This is a genomic window from Candidatus Accumulibacter propinquus (assembly GCF_056856495.1).
Window position 1 is genome coordinate 1449660 of sequence record NZ_JBSEHC010000003.1, and the last position, 16019, is coordinate 1465678.

Consider the following 16019-nt stretch of genomic DNA (forward strand, 5'->3'; position numbering starts at 1 on the left):
CCCATCAACCGGTTTGTGAAACGGGCCGGTGGCCGAAGTGAAGGAGTTCTCGATGAATGTATTGCGTAGCAAGACAAAAATAGCGGTAGCTGTTCTGGCTCTGGCCGCCTCCGCCAGCGCGTCGGCGGCGCCGATCGCGATGAGCGTCAGCAGCATCACGGGCGGTTATCTGTTGTGGAACGATGTTGGTGGTGGTCTGCTCCTGCCGACGGCCAAGGTCGGAACCGGCGTTCCGAGTGCTGGCGACGCGGCCGCTCTGGCTTCGGCGCTGGCCGGTAATGCCGCGGCACCTGGCGGCAACGTCGAATTGAGCAAGTTTGGCGGCCCTGTTACCAGTCTCAATGGCACCTTCGGTGGCAAGAGCATCCGCCTGGAAAGCCTGGAACTGGCCGACTGGAAGAACCCGGATGGGAGCGCCACGGCGCTGACCAAGCGCTACATCGAAGGCGCGGCAACCGAAGCCGGTTTGTCGCTCACCCCCGCCCAGTACGCCGCCGCAGTCACCGCCTTCTTCACTCCGACCGCCACGCTTGGTGGCCGGGCACCCTGGCAGTTGGTGAGTGACCCGAACGTCTCCTACGCCGAACTTGACGGTCACACCGCCCACATCGGCCTGGCCGGATTCCTGGACGCGTCGCCGATCCTGACCGCATTATTTGGCGTGGCTTTGCCGCCTGGCCTGCAAGTGAGCGAAGTCGTCGAAGTGACTTTCGGCTCGGCACACGATTACCTGTTCAGCTTTTTTGCCACTCCATCCGGTGTGCATGCTCGTGACGTGCTGTCCTATACCGGCAACTACGACGTGACCATTCCTGAACCCGAATCCCTGGCTCTGTTTGGCATCGGCCTCGTCGGCCTGTTCCTCGGCCGTCGTCGTCGCGTCTGACAACGTCTGAGACCTCCTCGGCGCGAGAGCGCCTGCGGGATGTGCAAGCGGAGCCCGAAAGGGCTCTGCTTGTGTAGGGCCCCTGGAATGGATGGGCGGCTTGGTGAGTTGGGACGATTGATGGCGGGCTGGCGCTCTGAGGCAGCTTATTGTGGAGGTGGCTGTGGAGTTGGCCGTATTATTTGGTGTTTGTCTGTTGATCTCCGGTGTGGTGATCCGATTGAGCGTCGGTCTGGCCGCGCGTTTCGGAATCATGGACTGCCCGGGCGGACACAAACAGCACGCCGCCAGCACACCGTTCGTTGGTGGTTTCGGGCTGATCGCCGTGCTCATCGGTGCGGCCCTGCTTGGCGACCCGATTTTCAGCGAGATCCCTTTTCTTCCCCTTGCCGCGATTCTGGTTGGATCGGTGACCATCTTCCTGACCGGCCTTGCCGACGATATCTGGCACCTCAGTTTCAAACCACGTCTGGCCATTCAGGCCCTGGTGGCGTTGTCGATGGTTTTTCTCGGCGGCGTGGAACTCGACTCGCTGGGTGAACTTCTGCCGGGATTGCACCTCAATCTCGGCTGGTTAGGCGTCCCCCTGACGATCTTCGCTACCATCGGCCTGATCAACGCCGTGAACATGATCGACGGCGTCGATGGTCTGTCCGGATCGGTGAGCATGGTCAGTCTGGCGCTGATCGCCCTGGTGGCTTATGCCGGCAATGCCGGCGGCTATGTCATTTTCATCGCTGCCCTGATGGGCGGTGTCGGGGGGTTCCTGTATTACAACCTGCGTTATCCAGGCAACAGTCGGGCACGCGTCTTTCTCGGCGACAATGGCAGCATGTTGCTCGGATTTCTGTTCGCGTGGCTGTTGATCGCCCTGTCGCAGGGGAGCCATGCGGCGATGACCCCGGTCACCGCGTTGTGGCTGTTCGCCTTGCCGCTGATGGATACCGTCGGGGTCATGTTGCGCCGTATCTGGTTGGGCAAGTCGCCGTTCCGCCCCGATCGCCATCACTTGCATCACCTCTTCATTCGAGCCGGGTTTCGCGTCTGCGATGTCGTGCTGGTCGCCACGGTCATGCAGATCGTTCTCGGTCTGGTCGGCGTCGGCGGCCTGCTTCTGGATGTGCCGGATTATCTGATGTTCGGGTTGTTCCTCGCCGTCTTCGCGGTCTATTTCCTGCTGATCCTGCGTCCCTGGCGCCTGGTGCCGGGATTGTGCCGGCTCAATCGCTCGCTGGGGCTGCCCTCGGTGCACATCCGCGGCCTCTTTGTCGGCTCGCTGCGCAAGGAGCAGTGGCCGGAGATCCTGAGGCTGATTGCCGCGGAACTGGGTACCGCCTATGCCTACCAGTTCAATGTCTACCAACTCGGCGAGTCGACGCTCGACGGCCGCAATGTCTATTGCGTGGTGCACGTTCCTGCCGAGGGCAACGATCTTCTGATCGGCAGGATCCGCCGGGATGCGATGCGTATCAGAAGGCGTCTTGCCAGGCAGCAGGGTTTGGCGGTGCGCCTGTTCGTCTGTCGCGATGTCGAGAACGAACTGGGCGACGAACTCATGGCCCGGGACGGCAGCCGGTCCGCCGATCGTCGTGGTGTCAGGCGTACGCTGATCTACTCGGCGGAGCATGGGCAGAAACTGGTCCATGGCGATGACGGGAACTTTGAACTCAGTGTTCCGCCGGCGTGCAGGTGAGTTGACATGTTCAAGAGGATTCTCACGGTCTGTACCGGCAATATCTGTCGCAGCCCGGCAGCCGAGTTCATGCTGCGGCAGCGTATTGAAAAAGCAGGCAAGCGGGTGGAAGCCCGCTCGGCAGGCATCGGCGCATTGGTCAATCATCCTGCGGAAGAAGCCACCTGCGCGATGATGAACGCGCGCGGTGTGGACCTGAGCCCACACCGCGCCAGCCAGTTGACGCGTGAGCGGCTGCGCTGGGCCGAACTTGTGCTGGTCATGGAAAACCATCACCGGGACGCGGTGCTGGCGATGGACCCGACGGCGCGTGGCAAGACTTTCCTGCTCGGGCACTGGACAAAGACCGAGATTCCCGACCCGTATCGGCGCGGCGATGCAGCCCATGCCGAAGCCCTGCAATTGATCGAGGCCGCGCTTGAACCCTGGGTGAACAAACTCTGCTGATCCAGGGTGAATCGCTCTTTCGCCAGGTTCCTCGGGGATGTGAAATAAAACACTGGCAGTTGCGGCGACCGGCGTTATCCTTCAAAGCTGATTTAACAAACTCCCCCAGCAGCAGCACCCAGGCGCGCAGACAGCCGCGCGCGGTCAGGGAAACTTGCATGGCAATATGTGCAAGCGGTCTGCAGCGGGTACCTGCCGTGCCTCCGGGGAGTGCGGCAGTGCGGGCCCCGATCGGCTGTGCGTTGCGGAGTGGCTTTGCGGTGGACCGGCGCGCGATGTAAACTGCGCGGCGCCCCTTGTCGAGACGAGAAGTCTTTGGCAAACCAGATGAGGAACAACTATGAGGAGTTCAGCATGAACATGTCTTCGGCTCTGCCTGACGGGGTTCGTTCCCTCCTGGCGTGCCTTGCCGCGAGCATCCTGGCCGGCTGCACCATCGTTCCCGGCAACCAGGGCTACAGCAACCGCGACGAGTCGGAGGTCAGGCTACCGGTGCAGCAGGGCGACGTGCTGGCGCCGGCGAACATCAAGATCAAGCCGATCACCGCCGAACTGATCATCGACCTGTTCAAGTCCGCACGGCCGCCAACCGGCGACGGGACCAGTACCGCGAAGGTGGCCAGCAAGAACAATCTTCGCTTTACCGGGGACCAGCCCGCGGCAGTGCCCGAGTACCGCCTCGGACCGGGCGACATCGTCTCGATCATCGTCTGGGACCACCCTGAACTGACCATCCCGGCCGGCAGCTTCCGCTCCGCCGAGCAGGCCGGCACGGTGATCGCCGAAGACGGGACGATCTTCTTCCCTTACGTCGGAGTGGTCAAGGCACAGGGCAAGACGACCAGCGAGTTGCGCGCGATCCTGTCGACCAAGCTCGCCAAGTTCATCGAGAGGGTGCAACTCGACGTCCGCATGGTCGCTTTCCGCAGCCAGCAGGTGTATGTCGTCGGCGAAGTGGCCAAGCCGGGGATTCAGCAAGTCACCGACATTCCGATGACCGTCCTCGACGCGGTCAATCGCGCTGGTGGCTTCACTCCCGAGGCCGACTACAGCCGCGTGTTGCTCACCCGCCGCGGCACGACGTATCTGGTCGACATTCAGGCGATGTACGACTACGGTGTACGTGAGCAGAACGTGATGCTCGAGCAGGGCGACATCGTCAATGTCAGCGACCGCAGCTACAACAAGATCTTCGTCCTTGGCGAGGTCACCAAACCAGGTTCCCTGGTGATGAACAAGAAGCGCTCGACGCTGGCCGAAGCGCTCAGCGATGCTGGCTACATCAACCAGACCACGGCCGATCCCCGCTGGATCTACGTGATGCGCGGCGATACCGAGGAGCCGCAGTTGTACCATCTGGATTCGCGCGCGCCGGACGCGATGTTGCTCGCCGACCGCTTCCCGCTGCGGCCGCGCGACATCGTCTACGTCGACACGGCGCCGGTGGTTCGCTGGCAGCGCGTGATCGCCAACATCCTGCCGACCGCGACGATGCTCAATCTGACCAGCCAGACCTATTACCCCCTGTTTGGCGGACGACAGCCTTCGCGCTGAACCTGATGCGGGTCGCCGTGCGGGCGGCCCGTGGGTTGCCAGGCTCGCCGCCTGGGAATCGCGACCTGCTCAACACGCCTAGCTGACCGGCAACCGCTACCTCGGACGACACATGGACAACGATCAATCAAGACCCTCATTCAACGCGGCCGGCGTCGCGGGTGTGGCCGGCACTGCCATGCCGACGCCGCCGATGCACCAGATTGCCCCGGAAGAAGACGACGAGGGCCTGGCGCTGGGTGAAATCATCGCCGTACTGATGGACTATCGCTGGCTGATCGCCGCGATCTGCCTCATGGCGCTGCTCCTGGGGCTGGTCTGGGTGTTTGCCAGCAAGCCGGTTTACCGAGCGGATGGCCTGCTGCAGGTCGAAGAAAAGAGCTCCGGTATGGGCTCGCTGAAGGCTCTGCAACCGCTGCTGGGTGACGATACGACGGTGTCGGCGGAACTCGAAATCCTCAGTTCGCGAATGGTTCTCGGACGCGTGGTCAACAAGCTCAAGCTCGATCTCGTCGCCGTGCCGCGGACGCTGCCGGTGATCGGCGGCGCGATTGCCCGGCGCTACCAGGGCGACGAGCCGAATTCGCCGTGGCTGGGACTCTCCAGTTTTGCCTGGGGTGGCGAACGGATTCAGGTCGACTCGTTCGACGTTCCCGCCGATGCCCTCGACGACCGTCATACCCTGATCGCCACGGCGGGCGGGGGCTTCGAGCTCTTCGACGCGGACGAGCAACTGGTCCTGAAGGGAACGGTCGGGAAGCGCGCCGGCGAACGCGGCTACTCGATCTTCGTGGCCGATCTGCAGGCGCGTCCGGGTACGCAGTTCCGCCTGATCAAGCGCTCCGCCGAAGCGACGATCGACGATCTGCGTCGCAACTATTCGGTGAAGGAACGCGGCAAGAAGTCCGGCGTCCTCGAACTGAGCCTGCTCGGACAGGATCCCCAGCAGATCGGCGTGATCCTCGACGACATCCTCAACACCTACGTTCGCCAGAACGTCGAGCGGCGCTCTGCCGAAGCGGAGAAGACCCTCAAGTTCCTGGAAACGCAGCTACCGGCGCTCAAGACACAGGTGGACAGCGCCGAGGCGGCCTACAACAATTATCGCCAGAGCCGCGGTTCGCTCGATCTCAATCTGGAGACGCAGGGCATCCTGAAGTCGCTGGTCGAGGTCGAAAACGCCGCCGTGCTGCTCAAGCAGGAACGTGACGAACTACGGCAGAACTTCACTCCTGAGCACCCGCGGATCCAGGCGATGGATAACAAACTGCAGCGTCTCAACGAGCGCCGCCGGCAGTTTGAAGCGGATGTTTCGCGTCTGCCCGATACGCAGCAGACCGTCCTGCGTCTCGCCCGCGACGTGGAAGTGTCGACCAAGTTGTATACCGAGCTGCTCAACACGGCGCAGCAGTTGCGCGTCTCGAAAGCCGGTACGGTCGGTGACGTGCGCGTCATCGACATGGCTGCCGTCGCGCGCAAGCCGGTCGGCGCCGGCGCGGTGTCCATCCTGGCGATCGCCCTGCTGCTCGGCTTGTTGTTCAGCCTGGTGGTGATCTGGTTGCTGCGTTCCCTGCGCGTAGTCGTCGAGGACCCGGAGATCATCGAGGCGCAGCTCGGTCTGCCGGTCTATGCCACAGTACCGCACAGCAAGGCCGAACTGGAATTGCATCGCAAGGCACAAAGCGGTGTCGGCGAGTTGCTGGCGGTCGTCTATCCGCAGGAAGACGCGGTCGAGAGCCTGCGCGGGCTGCGCACGACGCTGCACTTCGCACTTCTCGACGCGCAGCACAACTCGCTGCTGATCACCGGCCCGAGCCCGGGTCTGGGCAAGAGCTTCATCTCCAAGAACCTCGGCGTGGTCCTGGCGCAGGTCGACAAGAGTGTCGTTCTCGTCGATGGCGACCTGCGCCGCGGGCACCTGCACAAGGAATTCAGCATCGAGCGCGCGGTTGGCGTTTCCGAGTACGTTGCCGGTCAGGCTTCGCTCGAAGACATCCTGAAGCCCACCTCGGTGCCCAAGCTGTGGGTGGTCACCACCGGCCAGATTCCGCCGAATCCCTCCGAACTGCTGATGCACCCGCGATTCGAAGCGCTGCTGGTCGAACTCGGGGCACGTTTCGACACCGTGATCGTCGATGCGCCGCCGGTGCTCGCGGTCTCCGACGCCGCGATCATCGGGCGGCATGTGGGAGCCACCCTGATGGTCGCCCGTGCTGGCAAGCACCCGATTCGCGAGCTTGAGCAGGCCGTCAAGCGGCTCAATCAGGCGGGCGTGCAGGTCAAGGGCTTTGTCTTCAATGACCTCAACGTCAGCCGCCAGAGCTACCGCTACGGCTACAAGGGCTACGTTTACCGTTATTCGTACAAGAACTAGGTCCGGCGGCGGCGCCGGAAGTCCCGACCGGAAGCCGGCTCACGACCCGGCCGCGCGGGCGCGCCGCCGCCGCGCCTCGTAGAGGCAGACGCCGGTGGCCACCGAGACGTTCAGGCTGGCCACCGATCCGAGCATCGGGATGCTCACCAGTTGATCGCAGGTTTCCCGCGTCAGGCGACGCAGGCCCTCGGCTTCCGCGCCGAGCACCCAGGCGCTGGCGATCGGCCAGTCGGCGGCATAGAGGTCCTCGCTGGCATCGGCGTCGGTGCCGACCACCCAGATCTCGCGCTCCTTGAGTTCGCGCAGGGTGCGTGCGAGATTGGTGACGGTGATGTAAGGCACCGTCTCGGCGGCCCCGCTGGCCACCTTTACCGCCGTCTGGGTCAGGCCGACGGCGCGATCCTTGGGGGCGATCACCGCGTGCGCGCCGACGGCATCGGCGACGCGCAGGCAGGCCCCGAGATTGTGCGGATCCTGGATGCCGTCGAGGACCAGCAGCAAGGCCGGCTCTTCGAGCGTATCAAGCACGTCGTCGAGCGCGACGTGACGCTGTGTTGGATCGACGGTGGCGATCACTCCCTGGTGTCGGGCGCCGGGCGCCATCGCCGCCAGGCGCCCGGACTCCACCGGCAGCACGCGCACCTTGGCGAACTCCGCCTGCGCCAGCAGGTCGCGCAGCCGTGCGTCGTGGCGACCGGCATCGACGTAGATCTCGTGCATCGCGCCGGGGTCGTGGCGCAATTTGGCGAGTGTGGCATGGAAGCCGAAAATCAGGCGCGAAGGAGTGGGCATGGGACGGACCGCAGCGTTGGGGGAGCCGGCGATTCTACCAGCTTGTGGCGCTCCCAGCCGGGGCATGCCGGGGGCGAATGAAACGGTGGGTCGCGGGCCTCGTCACGTATTCAGCGTCCGCAGGCAATCGTTTCGAGTGTGCGTGACCGCCAGTCGAGCACCGCCGTGCGTATCGCCATCTGTTCGCCGAGTTGCGGGAATTCGGCGCGAATGACATCGGCGGCGAAAGTGGACAGGAAGCGCGACTTCAGTTCCGCGCGTGCGCGGTCCACGCCGATTTCGTCGTAGGGCACCGAGGCCAGCAGCAGAAAACCGTCGGAGGGGATGCGGCCGGCGTGCATGTTGGCTTCGATGATGCCGGCCGCGCGGCGGATCGGGACGTCCAGATTCGGGCTGTAGGGACCGATGATCAGCGCGATGTTGGGGGTATGCAGGAAGTCGAAGCCGCGCCCCAGGCAGATCATCCACTCGCGGTGTTCGATGTCCAGCAGGCGTTCGTTGCGGCGAATCTGGGCACGCACGTTTTCGATGTGTTCTAGGTTGCCGTACAGCAGCGGCAGCAGGTCGGCGCGCATGCGTGCCGGCATGTCCGGCAGCAGCGCGGCGAGGCGCAGTTCCAGCGTTGCCCGGTCGGTGGAGTTCAGCGTCGCCAGGTCGAGCTTGTCGCCGGCCGTGCCGTGGATCACCAGGGCATCCTCGTCGGTTTCGAAACCGCAGACCAGCGGATAGACGGTGTCGTGATTGCTCCCGAAAATGTGCTCGATCTGGCGGCGGATCTCGTCGGTGTGGGCGATCGCCGCCGCCGTGTCGTACTGGAAGCCGGCGCAGCCGCGGCGGGGGTCGCCCTGCGAGTAATGGTAGGTGACCAGAAAGACGACGTGGCGCCCGGCGCTGACCACGCGCTGCACGTGGTGGGCCAGCACTTCCCCGAGGTGCGGCCAGCCAAGGTCGAAGATACCGCCGAGGTTGCGGAAGGGCATCAGGATGCCGACCGGGGTATTGGTCGCCACGGGGATGTTGATGCGCCCGTCCATGCACTTGAGGACGGCGATCGCCGTCGGGTGCGCCGCCAGGTAGCGTTCGCGCGCCAGCCAGGCTTCCGGGCTGCGAAAGATCGCGCTATGACGGTCGGCCAGGCCGAAAAGCCAGTCGATGCGTTCCCCGATGGGGTTTCCGTGGATGTCCATGACGGCCTCCAGAGTGAGCATGCGGCGAGACGCCGGCCGCGCCTTCCATGACGCAGGATACAAGTCAACGCGTACAAGTATCTTCGCCGTCGGCGTTGAGGTCAAACCCCTTGCGCAGGCTTTCTGTAGGTCGCGATTGAAGTGGCTATCGTTGCCGCGGCGGGCCGGCACCTGATCGGTTTCGGCCCGCCGCGTGTAACGGGTCAGCGCCGCCGCGTCAGAGTCAGGCCCAGCAAGCCGCCGGCGAACAGCATGAGCATCGTCGGTTCCGGAACCACGTCGAATTCGACGACATAACCATTCACCAACCAGTCGCTGTTGAGGTCGTTCCAGCCCTTGCCGTCGCCGGTAATCCCGTGCTGAAAGACTCCGGCATTTTCGCCGTCAATGCCGGAGTCGTTCGGCTCGCCCGGCCACCAGTTGTTGTACGAGAAGGATTCGCCATTCACCCATGTCCATCCCCCATCGGGCTCGCTCGACCCGACGGGCTGAAAGAGGCCCAGCCAGTGGTTTTCCAGACCGCCGCCACCGAAGCTGGCGGTAAGGAAACGGCTTTCCTCAGCTGAACCAACGGTCACGAGATGCCCGCTCGCGCCGAAATGGCTTGTCGTCTGGGCGGCGGCTCTGGCGTCCGCCCAGACAATACCGCCGCTGACTTCGATCACCTCGTAATAATGGCCATTCACATCCCAGCGGGTAGGCGCTGAAATCGCCGTTGCGGCTGCCACTGACAGCACGGTGCCTAGCAGGGCACGGGCAGCGTTGCGGCTCCAGTGTTGCTTGCTCATGATTCGATATCCTCCCGTCAAATAGGCGCGACCCTCCCGCGGGCCACGCGGGAAAAAACAGGCAAGTTTTGTTCCCTAAAAATATATCCATATTTTTATCATGGGCTTGAGGACGCACGCGGGCGAGAACCGCGCCCCGGAGCGCGGTGAGTGTAAAAATATTCGACAGTCGTGGCCGGGGCTCTTGATTGGGGAGGGAGCGAAGTCGGCTGCCAATCGCTCAGCTACGCTCGGGAACTTCACCAGGCTGTGCCGCCGGCAGGACCGCGAGCAGTGCATTCCAGGCAGTCTTGAGGTCGGCGGAAACCTGGCCGAGCAGTTCGTTGTGTTCGGCGAGGGCCTGCTCTTCCTTCAACAGGCTTTCCAGGTCGGCGGCAATGCTGGCGAGGGTCACCAGCCCGAGCATGCCGGCAGTCCCCTTGAGACTGTGAGCGATGCGTTGTGCGGCAGGCCGATCGCCACGGGCAAGATGGCCATCGAGGGTCGCCAGGTCTTCCGCATGCGCCAGAACGAACTTCCTGAGCAGCGCGAGGTAACGGTCGACCTTGCCTCTGAGGTATCGCAGACCCTGGTCTACGTCGATGCCCGGGAATTTGCGCAACTCCTCCAGATTCGTTGCCGGCGGCGAAGCCACGTCGGTTCGGGACGTCCTGCCCGGGAGTCCGCCACTGCCTGTCGGCAGCCAGCGCGCCAACGCTTCGTAGAGTTGCGCCGGGCTGACAGGCTTGGTCAGGACATCGTTCATGCCCGCCACCAGACAGGCGCGGCGGTCCTCGGCAAAGGCGTTGGCGGTGAGCGCCAGGATCGGCGTGGCGGCATGGGCCGGCAGGCGGCGAATGGCCCTGGTTGCCTCGATCCCGTCCATTTCCGGCATCTGCATGTCCATCAGGATCAGGTCCAGGCGTTCGGCAATGGCCTTCTCCAGCGCAATGCGCCCATTTGCGGCGACGACGACATCCAGTTCGGCGGCATGCAGCATCTGCTGCACGACTTCGGTGTTGATCGGGTGATCTTCGGCAAGCAGGATGCGTGCGCCACGATGCTGCGCGCGCAAACGGTGTTCGGCCGACAGGGGCAGGTTGGCGTCGTTGACCGTTGGCATCGGGCCGTGGCCGTGTTGCAGGATGATGGTGAACCAGAAGGTGCTGCCTTGCCCGACGGTGCTGTCGGCTCCGACTTCTCCGCCCATCATCTCGACCAGGCGCTTGGTCAGGGAAAGGCCGAGACCAGTGCCGCCGTACTTTCTGGCGGTCGAACTATCCGCCTGATGGAAGTTCTCGAACAGATGCGCCAACTGCTCGCTGCTCAGGCCGATGCCGGTGTCGGCGACCTCGAAGCGCACCAGCAATTCATCTGCGCGCGTTTCCAGCAGCAGGGCACGCACGCTGATCGTTCCGCGCTCGGTGAATTTGACGGCATTGCTGGCGAGGTTCAGCAAGGCCTGCCGCAGCCGCGTCACGTCGCCGCGCAACCACAAGGGGACGCCGTCCGGATCGATCTCGACGACGAGGCCCTTGCCCTGCGCCGTGTCGCGGATGATCGAGGCGACATTGTCGATCACCGCCGAAAGATGGAAATTGGCGGATTCGAGTTCCATGCGGCCGGCCTCGATCTTGGACAGGTCGAGGATGTCGTTGATGATCGACAGCAGGTGGCGGCTCGCGACTTCCATCTTCTGCAGTCGCTCGGTCTGCTCCGGCGGCAAGGTGCCGGCCTGCATCAGGTGGTTGAGGCCGAGGATGGCGTTGAGCGGCGTGCGGATCTCGTGCGACATGTTGGCGAGGAAGGCGCTCTTCGCCCGGTTGGCGGATTCCGCGGATTCCTTGGCCTGCTGGATATCCAACTCGGCCTGCTTGCGCGCGGAAATGTCGGTGATGAACTCGATCAGTCGATCCGGATCGCCGGCCTTGCCGGGCAGGTAATAGGCGGCCACCTCGACCGGAATGGTCCTTCCATCCTTCGCGTGCGCGAGGATTTCGACCTGGAGCCGGCCCTGGGTTCGACAGATGTCGACCAGTTCGAGAAATTGCTGCTCCCCCATGTCCGGGGCAATATCATGGACGGTGGCCTGCAGCATTTCCGCTTCGGAGTAGCCGACAAGCTGGCAGGCGAAGGGGTTGATGTAGACAAATTCACCGCTATCCGTGTTCACCCAGGCAATGCCGATCCCGGCCTGGTTCATGGCGAACTCGGTGTCGCGCAGTTTGGCGTAGCTGGCTTGCAGGTCGGCCGTGTTTTGCCGCACCCGCGCTTCCAGTTCTTCGTTGTTGCGCCGCATCGCCTCTTCGGCGGCCCTGAGCGGGCCGATGTCCATACCCGCGCCAACCAGGATGGGCTGCCCGCTCATCTCGATGCGCCGGCCGGTGAAGTAATACGGGAGGCGCTGGCCGTCCTTCGTCACCAGGCTGGCTTCGATATCGCTCTGACCTTCCAGGAAGACCTGCTCGATGCGTTCGGCAACGTGCCCGCGATCCTCGCCCTCGAAAAGGTCCAGCGCATTGAAGTGGCGCAACTCCTCCGCGCTGCGTCCCGTCACCTGCTCGAAATGGTGGTTCCAGAAGGTGAAGATACCTTTTGCATCGATGGCATAGAAAACGCCGGGGATCGATTCCAGCAGGGTGTCGCGGACCCGACGCTCTTCCTGCAACGCCGCTTCGGTCTGCTTGCGCAGCGTGATGTCCTGCACCGTACCCAGTCCGCGGCGAGGCTTGCCGTCGGCATCGCGCTCGATGATCGCCCGTTCACGCACCCAGCGGGTCTCGCCGGCGGCGAGGATGCGATGTTCGATGTCGTACGCGGCGCCGTCGAGCGTCGCCTGCCATGCGGTGGCCACGCGCTCCCGATCGTCGGGATGGATGCAGGAGAAAAAGCCATCGATGGTCATCGGCGTACCTGGTGGCAGGCCGAAGAGGCGATAGCTTTCGTCCGACCACTCGAGCCGGTTGGCTGCGATGTCCAGTATCCAGCTCCCGACATGCGCCACCGCCTGCGCCCGATTGAGGGCTTCGCGGCTTTCGCGCAGCGCTTCTTCCTGGTTCCGCATCTCGGTGATGTCATGGGCGATGCCGAGCACGCCGATCGGGCGGCCATCGGCCGCGATCATCGGCGTCTTGGTGGTTCTCAGCAGCGCGCGGTGGCCGTCGTCGGCATAGGTGATCCACTCCTCGTTGAGCGTCGGTTTGCCGGCGGCAGCCGCCGCACGATCATGGCCGCGGAAGACGTCAGCCTGTTCCCTGGACAAGAAGTCGTAGTCGGTCTTGCCGACTATCTCGGCTTCGGCCTTGCCGAAGAACTTTTCGAACTCGAGGTTGCAGGCCAGATAAACCCCTTCGGCGTTCTTCAGCCAGATCAGATTGGGGATGGATCGAATCAGCGTCTTGAGCAATTCCCTTTCCGCTTCGCGGGCTTCGCTCAAGCTGAGGCGTAACTGATCGGCCAGCCGACGTAAAACAAGCTGGGTTCCGAGCAGCAAACCGATAAGGGTGGCCACGAGAAGGAGGGCCACGATCGCCGATTGCTTCAGCCAGATGCTGTTGATGTGGGATTGCGGAATGCCCACCAACACCGTGAAACCATACTTTGCGCTGCGATGGTAGGCCTGGATTCGGCTGACGCCATCGGCGGCTGCCGAAGCGCTGGTGTATGTGCCATGCGGCGAACCCTGGTCCAGGGCCTTCTGCAGTTCTTCGGAAACGCGGTTGTCGCCGATGGGTAGCGCTGGCATCGCACCAAAGTTTGTCCCCGCCACGACGTGCATGTTCCGGTCGCGCAGGATGATTTCACCGCCAGAAACAAGATTGAACTGCGCGAAACTCTTCGACAGGTCGTCAACGAATATCGAGGCATAGACCAGGCCTGCAAACGACTGGTCCGGGTTGTTGATCCGGCGGGCCATCAACCAGATCCATTTCTGCGAGATTTTCCCGATAATCGGTTCGGCAATGACCATGCCCAGATTCGGGTTCTCCTGCAGTTGCCTGAAATAGTCACGCTGGGCAAGGCTGGCGCGTTCGGTGGGCTCGACGCCGCGGCCATAGATGGTTTCTCCTTGCGGGTTGGTTGCCCTGAGAAGATCGATGCTCGAAAACCGGTCCTGCTGCCTGCCCAGGAAAGTCGTGACACTTTCGTACGTGTTCTGGCGAGCCGATATCTGGCGCTCGATCTCGTCCGCCGAGACCAGCAGGACGTAATCGATGTCTGCCAGTTCATCCTCTACTGCATGGGCAATCGTGCGCGCCAGATTCTGCACCATCTCCGATTGATCATCATTTACCCATCGATGCAGGTTCATGATCGTCACAATGGCCATAATTGTGACCAGCACGCCAATGGTGATCGATGCGGAAACAACGAGAGTCAGGTTTTTTTTCATGCGGAGTGGTGGCGTTGGTGCGCTATCTGAAGTCAATAAGGTTCCATGGAACGGGATTTCTCATTTTCGGGAGGAACTCAGGCGATATCCGCTTCCCGGCCTTGTCATGCGGCTGGCGCAATGCAGCGGGCAAATCGCGCAAGGTGAGCTTTGGCAGCGGCCATGAAATGACATCGCAATGACCGCATTCTAGCATCGGTGAGCCGTCGCCGGCGAAACGCGGCGGTACCGGCCGGCAAGCTTGCCGGGCCGGACAGCGCCGCCGCCACGGCCTATCGTGACGCCATGAGTGATGCGGCGCGAACCCTGTTTCTGGTCTGCTACGACGTCTGCAAGACGACGATGCGCACGCGCGTGCGCAAGTTCCTCATGGCCTACAAGGTCGGCGGGCAGAAATCGTTCTTCGAGTGCTGGCTGACTGCTGCCGAACTGCGCGAAGTCCGGCTGACGCTGGCCGAACTGATCGACCCCGCCGAAGACCGTGTGCACATCTTCCAGCTCGACCCGCGCATGCGCCGCGACCTGCTCGGCCGTGCCACGGAGCCGGTGACCGACGTCTTTCTGATCGTTTGAACAAGGAGCAGAAGCCATGACCAGCCTGTATGTTGACCGACGCGGCGTGACCCTCAAAGCCGACGGCGAGGCGCTGGTGTTCTACGAGAACGGCGAGCGCATCGGCACCGTGCCACTCGCGCCGCTGTCGCGGGTGTTCATGCGCGGCGACGTGACGCTGTCGTCGGCGCTGCTCGGCAAGCTCGGCGAACGCGGCATCGGCGTGGTCGTCCTCTCCGGTCGCAAGGCGATGCCGACGATGCTCCTCGGCCGGCCGCACAACGACGCGGCGCGGCGGGTGGCGCAATACCGGCTGTCGCTCGACGAGCACTTCTGTCTGCGTTTCGCGCGCGCCATCGTCGAGGCCAAGTTGCGCGCGCACGCCGGACTGCTCGCCGAGCGCCGCGACAGCGAGCCGCAGTCGCGCTACCTGCTGACCGTGTGCCTGCGGCGTCTGGCGACGAGCATCGCGGCGGTCGACGAACAGGCATCGATCGCCTCGCTGCGCGGCCTCGAAGGCGCCGGCGCCGCGGCCTACTTCGAGGGCTTCGCCGACCTGCTGCCGGAGCGTCTGAAGTTCAGCGGCCGCAACCGCCGGCCGCCGCGCGACCCGGTCAACGCCCTGCTCTCGCTCGGCTACACGCTGCTGCACGCCGAAGCGGTGCTGGCGCTGTACGGCGCGGGGCTCGATCCCTTCATCGGCTTCTACCATGCCCTCGACTTCGGCCGCGAGTCGCTGGCCTGCGACCTCGTCGAGCCGCTGCGCGTCGAGGTCGACCGGCACGCGCTGATGCTGTTCCGTTCGGAGAAACTGCGCCCCGAGGATTTCTCGACCACCGCGAGCGGTTGCCTGCTTGGCAAGGCCGGGCGCGCGCGCTTCTACGGCGAGTGGGAGCCGCTCGCGGCGCGTCTGCGCAAGTTGCTGGCCGAGAGCGTCGCCGACGTGGCCGGCGCGATCATGCAGGCGGGCTGCGTCGCTGCCCCCTGCTCGCCGGCGGGCGACGACGCGGCGGCCGAGGAACCCGGCACGGAGGCGGACGATGGCTGCTGACAGGACGGCGCAGGCATTCGTCATCGGCTACGACATCAGCGACCCGCGCCGGCTGCTGCGCGTGCATCGGCGGATGTGCCGGCACGCCGCGCCCCTCGAATACAGCATCTTCCTGCTCGTCGGCAGCGAGGCCGACAAGCAGCGCTGCCTGGAGGATGTCGGCGAATTGATCGACCCGCGCGCCGACGACGTGCGCTGCTATGCCTTGCCGGCGCGCGGTTTTCAGGGCCGCATCGGACGCGCCAGCCTGCCGACCGGAATCCTGTGGACCGGGCTGCCGGCGGCGATCGCCTGAGACCCTGCCGAGGCCGGTCGCACGGCCG

At 63.9% G+C, this 16019-nt stretch carries 12 protein-coding genes; 8 read left to right on the forward strand and 4 right to left on the reverse strand.

What is annotated here, in order from left to right; all coding sequences use genetic code 11:
• Window positions 1-52 precede the first annotated feature (52 nt).
• From AC15MQ_RS12470 to AC15MQ_RS12490, 5 genes are all read left to right on the forward strand, one after another.
• Window positions 53-886, forward strand: a complete 834-nt coding sequence (locus AC15MQ_RS12470) for an NF038130 family PEP-CTERM protein (protein ID WP_287652623.1) — start codon at window positions 53-55, stop codon at window positions 884-886.
• Between the two features lie 169 nt (window positions 887-1055).
• Window positions 1056-2579 (forward strand): MraY family glycosyltransferase, encoded by a 1524-nt coding sequence (locus tag AC15MQ_RS12475; protein WP_287652624.1) that lies wholly within the window; start codon window positions 1056-1058, stop codon window positions 2577-2579.
• Between the two features lie 6 nt (window positions 2580-2585).
• A complete protein-coding gene (locus AC15MQ_RS12480; protein ID WP_287652625.1) occupies window positions 2586-3026 on the forward strand; it encodes a low molecular weight protein-tyrosine-phosphatase in 441 nt (146 codons plus the stop codon).
• A 354-nt stretch (window positions 3027-3380) separates the two neighbouring features.
• Window positions 3381-4580: a polysaccharide export protein gene (locus AC15MQ_RS12485; protein WP_287666188.1), complete on the forward strand. Its 1200-nt coding sequence runs from the start codon at window positions 3381-3383 to the stop codon at window positions 4578-4580.
• 112 nt (window positions 4581-4692) lie between these two features.
• Window positions 4693-6954, forward strand: coding sequence for a polysaccharide biosynthesis tyrosine autokinase (locus AC15MQ_RS12490; RefSeq protein ID WP_287666185.1), 2262 nt, complete (start codon window positions 4693-4695; stop codon window positions 6952-6954).
• A gap of 39 nt (window positions 6955-6993) precedes the next feature.
• On the opposite strand, the gene rlmB is transcribed toward AC15MQ_RS12490, so the two are convergent.
• The 4 genes from rlmB to AC15MQ_RS12510 all read right to left on the reverse strand — a co-directional run bounded on the left by rlmB (window position 6994) and on the right by AC15MQ_RS12510 (window position 14093).
• A complete protein-coding gene (gene rlmB / locus AC15MQ_RS12495) occupies window positions 6994-7746 on the reverse strand; it encodes a 23S rRNA (guanosine(2251)-2'-O)-methyltransferase RlmB (protein WP_287652628.1) in 753 nt (250 codons plus the stop codon).
• A 110-nt stretch (window positions 7747-7856) separates the two neighbouring features.
• The gene (locus AC15MQ_RS12500; RefSeq protein WP_287666408.1) at window positions 7857-8933 is read right to left on the reverse strand and encodes a carboxysome shell carbonic anhydrase domain-containg protein; all 1077 of its coding nucleotides are present in this window, start codon (window positions 8931-8933) and stop codon (window positions 7857-7859) included.
• A gap of 203 nt (window positions 8934-9136) precedes the next feature.
• Window positions 9137-9721 (reverse strand): lectin-like protein, encoded by a 585-nt coding sequence (locus AC15MQ_RS12505; RefSeq protein WP_483080291.1) that lies wholly within the window; start codon window positions 9719-9721, stop codon window positions 9137-9139.
• 220 nt (window positions 9722-9941) lie between these two features.
• Window positions 9942-14093 (reverse strand): PAS domain S-box protein, encoded by a 4152-nt coding sequence (locus AC15MQ_RS12510; protein ID WP_350496988.1) that lies wholly within the window; start codon window positions 14091-14093, stop codon window positions 9942-9944.
• Between the two features lie 198 nt (window positions 14094-14291).
• Between AC15MQ_RS12510 and cas2 the strand changes: the two genes are divergently transcribed.
• Genes cas2 through AC15MQ_RS12525 form a run of 3 tightly spaced genes read left to right on the forward strand, consistent with a single transcriptional unit; the run spans window position 14292 to window position 15991 of the window.
• Window positions 14292-14666, forward strand: coding sequence for a CRISPR-associated endonuclease Cas2 (gene cas2, locus AC15MQ_RS12515; protein WP_350496987.1), 375 nt, complete (start codon window positions 14292-14294; stop codon window positions 14664-14666).
• A gap of 16 nt (window positions 14667-14682) precedes the next feature.
• Window positions 14683-15696: a CRISPR-associated endonuclease Cas1 gene (cas1, locus tag AC15MQ_RS12520; RefSeq protein ID WP_350496986.1), complete on the forward strand. Its 1014-nt coding sequence runs from the start codon at window positions 14683-14685 to the stop codon at window positions 15694-15696.
• A complete protein-coding gene (locus AC15MQ_RS12525; RefSeq protein WP_287666177.1) occupies window positions 15686-15991 on the forward strand; it encodes a CRISPR-associated endonuclease Cas2 in 306 nt (101 codons plus the stop codon). Before cas1 ends, AC15MQ_RS12525 begins: the two co-directional genes overlap by 11 nt.
• The last annotated feature ends 28 nt before the right edge of the window (window positions 15992-16019 follow it).